Annotated in this window: 4 protein-coding genes and 2 tRNA genes; 2 read left to right on the forward strand and 4 right to left on the reverse strand. The window is 60.8% G+C overall.

All coding sequences use genetic code 11. The annotated features are described in order from the left end of the window. A partial coding sequence (locus OSA81_13285; protein MDE0899975.1) for a glutamate-1-semialdehyde 2,1-aminomutase occupies positions 1 to 1,073 on the forward strand: 1,073 nt, incomplete at its 5' end. Positions 1,074 to 1,300: 227 nt separating this feature from the next. On the opposite strand, the gene OSA81_13290 is transcribed toward OSA81_13285, so the two are convergent. The 3 genes from OSA81_13290 to OSA81_13300 all read right to left on the reverse strand — a co-directional run bounded on the left by OSA81_13290 (position 1,301) and on the right by OSA81_13300 (position 2,777). Then, entirely contained in the window at positions 1,301 to 2,182 is an 882-nt protein-coding gene (locus tag OSA81_13290) for a hypothetical protein (protein MDE0899976.1), read from the reverse strand. 402 nt (positions 2,183 to 2,584) lie between these two features. Further along, positions 2,585 to 2,655 (reverse strand) — tRNA-Cys (locus OSA81_13295). A gap of 49 nt (positions 2,656 to 2,704) precedes the next feature. Next, a tRNA-Gly gene (locus OSA81_13300) sits at positions 2,705 to 2,777 on the reverse strand. Positions 2,778 to 2,960: 183 nt separating this feature from the next. On the opposite strand from OSA81_13300, the gene OSA81_13305 reads away from it, so the two are divergent. Then, positions 2,961 to 4,649, forward strand: a complete 1,689-nt coding sequence (locus OSA81_13305) for a hypothetical protein (protein ID MDE0899977.1) — start codon at positions 2,961 to 2,963, stop codon at positions 4,647 to 4,649. A 27-nt stretch (positions 4,650 to 4,676) separates the two neighbouring features. Here OSA81_13305 and OSA81_13310 read toward each other — a convergent pair. Further along, on the reverse strand, positions 4,677 to 4,965 hold a 289-nt coding region (locus OSA81_13310), incomplete at its 5' end, for a hypothetical protein (GenBank protein MDE0899978.1).

A 4,965-nucleotide genomic window follows, 5' to 3' on the forward strand; every position in this document is an offset into this window, starting at 1 on the left:
GGCCCGATGCGCTGAACCGAGGTCCCAGCTTCGGTGCACCTTGCCCAGATGAGGTGAAACTCGCGGAATTCATCTGCGATGCGATGCCCTCGATCGAAAAGATCCGAATGGTCAACTCGGGGACTGAAGCCGTCATGAGCGCCCTTCGTGTAGCTCGTGCGTTCACGAAGCGACAGAAGATTGTGAAGTTCGCGGGTTGTTATCACGGGCATGCCGATCTGCTTCTGGTCGAGGCGGGCTCTGGTGTGGCTACCCTAGGTCTTCCCGACTCTCCTGGCGTACCTAGCGGTGCCGTCTCCGACACCCTCGTCGCGCGATACAACCACGCAGACTCGGTTCGGAGTATCCTCGAGAGCTTTCCTGGCGAGGTGGCCGCAGTCATCGTGGAGCCCGTGGCGGGGAATATGGGATTCGTGCTCCCGGAGGAAGGATTCTTAGAGTCTCTCCGAAACCTTACTACACAACACGGGGCACTGTTGGTTTTCGACGAAGTGATGACAGGGTTCCGGGTGGGCCTCGGCGGCGCTCAGGGTCGGTTCGGTATTGCACCGGATATGACGACACTGGGCAAGGTGATCGGGGGGGGGCTTCCTGTCGGTGCGTTTGGAGGTCGTGGCGACATCATGGATCTAGTCGCTCCATCCGGCCCGGTGTATCAGGCGGGCACCCTGAGCGGAAATCCACTCGCCATGAAGGCTGGACTGTCGACCCTAATGGCTATTTCCGAACCCGGGGTATGGGATAGGCTCGAAGAAACCGCGGCAGAGACCGCGGCCGTCCTCCGGGAGTCCGCCGCCCAGGCAGGGGTTCCGATTTCAGTGGCGAGCGCGGGAGCCATGTTCGGATACTTCCTTTCATCGGATCGCATATCAGACTGGGATTCCGCCGCAGAGCTGGATCGAGATCTATTCGCTCAATTTTTTCAAACCATGCTCGATGGTGGAATTTACCTTGCCCCCTCGCCTTTCGAGGCGGGATTCGTCTCGACGGTGCACGGCGACGCTGAACTGACATTACTCCGCACCGCCGCTGATCGGGCGTTTGGCAGTCTCTCGGGGAGGCCTTCAGTGTGATTCGGGCGGGCGGGATCATCCTCGTTGATCTCGATTAAGGTGGCAGGCACATCGACACCGCAAATACTAAGGAGTGCCAGACTGGGCATGAAACCTCACTCCGACTTCTAAAGGCACCCTCTCACAACTTTACGGGATACGGGTGACCGCAGGGCCGCCGACGTTCAAAGCGGACACGTGCAATCATCGCTCGCTCTTCGTGCCCGGGGAGGACCACCCATTCCCACCTATCGCCGCGTCCGGCTTTCTTTGGAGTAGTGAGGGCTGTATTCCAGTCCGAAGCGCGTCGTAGTTCGATGCGCAGCCTTGTCGGTATTGAACTGCTCTCGCTGGTCACGGATCTCCTCAATCTCTTTTGAGTTGCATTCGACGAGAACGACCTCTTCGCGTGGGACGAAGTGCACTTGGCCGATCGGGAGATTGTGGCTGCCCGGAAGGCCTTCGCCGGGCTGAAGGACATACCTGAACTCGGTCTGGTGCGCGTACCAGTCGGTCTCGACGCGGACGATGAGCATGGGAGCGACCGGGCGATCCACCATATTGAGGACCGGCGTGTAAACCGAGTCCCATCCCTCTGGTGTCTTGAAGTTGTACGCTCCACGCAGCGTGATAGCACCGGGTGGCGTGCCGAAGTCTTCTGGCACCACGAACGCCCGCGCCATCCGCAGCGCCCCCTCTTCTGTGACACCCGGATCAGGGCCAGCAAACTGGACCTCCTCTCTCATCATCCCCACGCTCCCCATAGGAAGTGTCCAGGTGACAGAAAAGATGGGTCCCCACCCGCCGGTCGCATTACTCATGAAGAACTTGAACTCATAGCGCCCGTCCCCGCGGTACTCCACATAGAACGCCTCGTTCTCGTTCAACGGTGGATGGGTGAGAAACCCCAGTGAGCTTCCTGCCTCCAGCACAGGGCAATGCCGGGCATGCTGAGGCAGTAGGGGACGCTGGCTCTCCTGCTTGGGTTTTAGACCGGCGTCAGGCCGGCTGAGATTCGGGTAGATCCGGACTTCCATGAGCGATCGCTTGAAGCGGAACGAGAGGCAGGGTTGAACCGCAGAAAACGGCCCAAGTCTCGGCCACGCAAGACCCTGAGGATCGGCGGGCATTCCAAGGTCATCATCTTCGACGCGCGAGGAGCCCCGCAGAACAGAAACGCCAACCCGTTCGATGGGTCCACTCTCTATAGCGCGCCTACCTCTCCACTTGGCATCACGATCTTCTGAATCTGGTCTGGGGCGCTCGTTGCTGACTCTTGGGTTCGGTAAGGCGACGACTCGCAGCCCGCCGATGTGATCCCATTGGAAGCCCGGCGAGCCGAGGGAAGCGACGAGTAGACTGCCCCCTGCCCCGAGTAGGCTCCAGCGCCCCAGTCGAGATCATGGCTGGGACGTTTTGGGTGCCCCAGAATCGAGCGTGCTCGTAATTCATTACGAGCGGCAGTTACGAGCAAAAGAAAAACCCCGGCCACCTGGACCAGGGTTCTTAGCCTACCCGAAACATTTCTCCAGAGGCGCCGCCCAGATTCGAACTGGGGATAAAGGATTTGCAGTCCTCTGCCTTACCACTTGGCCACGGCGCCAGGTACCCAGTGGAGGCGGACAGCTGTGTGCTGCCACCCCCACCGCGAAAGCGGGAGACCGGACTCGAACCGGCGACCTGCACGTTGGCAACGTGCTGCTCTACCAACTGAGCTACTCCCGCATTGTGATGCGCCAACGAAGCTAGGCACAACGACATAGAGGGTCAATGGGTTTTCTGACCCAACAACCGTGTTCCTCGGATTCCCGAAAGCCCTTATACTGTGCGACACAACGCCACTTCGGGCCTCCTGTTCCAGCCCCACCACGAACCTCGGTTTAAGACCCACATTTGATCGACCACAGCATGCGCCTTCGTCTGTTCGGAGCACTCTTTACGATGCTCCTCAGCGCGCCACCTCTGACGGCCCAGGTCATGGACCAGACGATGGTACCGCGGGGTCGTATCAGGCTTCAGGCCCACCCAACATTCGAGTCTTGGGACACACGATTCGGGCGACTTCCAGACGGATCCAAAACGAAAGAGCAGCTTGGCGACGACCTGACCGATCCGACGTCGCTCACCCTATTCCCCGGGATGCCGTCGCTGCAAAATATTGTCCGAGATGTGACGGGTGACGGGGCCTACCTCCCCGTCCTGGGCAGGACGGACGGACGAATCACGCAGGACATTACCCAAGTCGACTGGGGCCTCGAAATCGGCCTCTTCGACTGGCTCACCCTCGGGGCGGTCCTGCCCTGGGTCCGACCTCGCACCGTGCTCGATGTGCACTTCGTCCCGGACACGGAGAACGGGAACCTGGGACTCAACCCCACGATCACGGCTCCGGCTTCCGTTACGACCTTCTTGGGCAGCACGATGAGCGCTGACGCCTCCGCCTCTGCGAACGCTGCAACGATATGTTCGGGCGGCCTTACCCCGGAATGCGCGACAGCTCAGGCACTCGCCCAGCGCATGCGCGAGTTCAACACCGCGATGACGGGTGCGTACGGAGCGACGCCGTTCTTCCCGTTCGCGAGTTCCCCCTCAGGGCTAGCGTTGCAGCAGGCCGCCACGACCCTCAGTGCGGATCTCATCGCGGCCGGGTTGCTAGGCCTGCACCCCATGGCCTTGGGAGCCGACGTCCTTTCCACCGAAGGATTTCCATTACTTCCCGCCGTGGCGGGGTCGGGTATCAACGCGGCGGCGCTGGAAACCCGTTCGGGCATCTACGCGGTGGGAGACGTCGAGGTATCGGCTCGAGTCCGCCTGCTCGACAACCTAACTCCACGCTGGACCGAGCCGATCGAATCCGGCGAGGCAGTCAGGAGAGTCGAACCGGACCTCGGGCCCGAATCTGAGGCCTCGACCAGGACGGACAGGTTCATCGAGCCACGGGAAGATGCGGTTCGCGCCGCAGTAGGACGGATTGGCTATCGCCTAGTCGGCAGCTTCATGGCGAGGTTGCCCACAGGGGCGCCGGACCATGTCGACGTCCTCCTGGATCACGGGACCGGACAGGGCCAATTGGACCTAGAGGGCGGTCTCTTTGCCACCCTTCTCTTCGGTCGGCGCATCGGCTTGAGTGTTGGCGGGCGATATGCTGTTCAGGGGTCGACCTCCCTGACAAAACGTGTGGCTCCTCCTGAGCTGGCGATGCCACCGGCTTCGACCCGAACAGAGGTCATGTGGACCCCGGGCACATATATGACGATTGAGGCGGCGCCTACGCTTCATCTGTCGGATGCGCTCACGATCTCTGGGGAGTACCGGTTCTTTCACAAGGGCCGGGATCAGTACGAGTTGATCAACCCTGATGCGGATCTGGACGACGCAGTTCTTGAAGTCGAGAGCGGCATCACGATGCATCAGATCGGTGGTGGACTACGCTACGACACAGTCACTCCGTGGATGCTCGGTGAAGCCCCGCGACCGATGGAGATTCACCTCCGCCTGCTCACGACGATCGAAGGCAGTGGAGGCCATGTGCCAGAGAGTACTCGGATCGAAGCTGGCATCCGCCTCTTCAAGCGCTTCTGGGGTCCACGAAACTGACGCCTGTGATGGGCTCGGCCGACCTGCTCAGGCGTCGCCTTCGGGACCGGTCTTGCCGGCCCCATCACCAAGGAGCTTCTCGGTAAAGTCCAGCCGCTCCGTGAGCCGATCGACCTTCGCCTCAAGCTGAAGAATTTGGTCCGTCTGGTCGTCGGAGACATCATGCCCCATCCGTTCTAGGCGCGCCCACTCAAGCTTCGAAGCCAGTTTGGCCTGATACCCCTTCAAGTAGATCAAGCCGCCGGCGACACCGCCTGAAGCGATAAATAACGCAAAGGTGCCCTGCCCATCCCAGTCCATTCGACAACCCCCGTGA

The organism is Longimicrobiales bacterium (assembly GCA_028823235.1).
Lineage (GTDB): Bacteria > Gemmatimonadota > Gemmatimonadetes > Longimicrobiales > Gaopeijiaceae > UBA2589.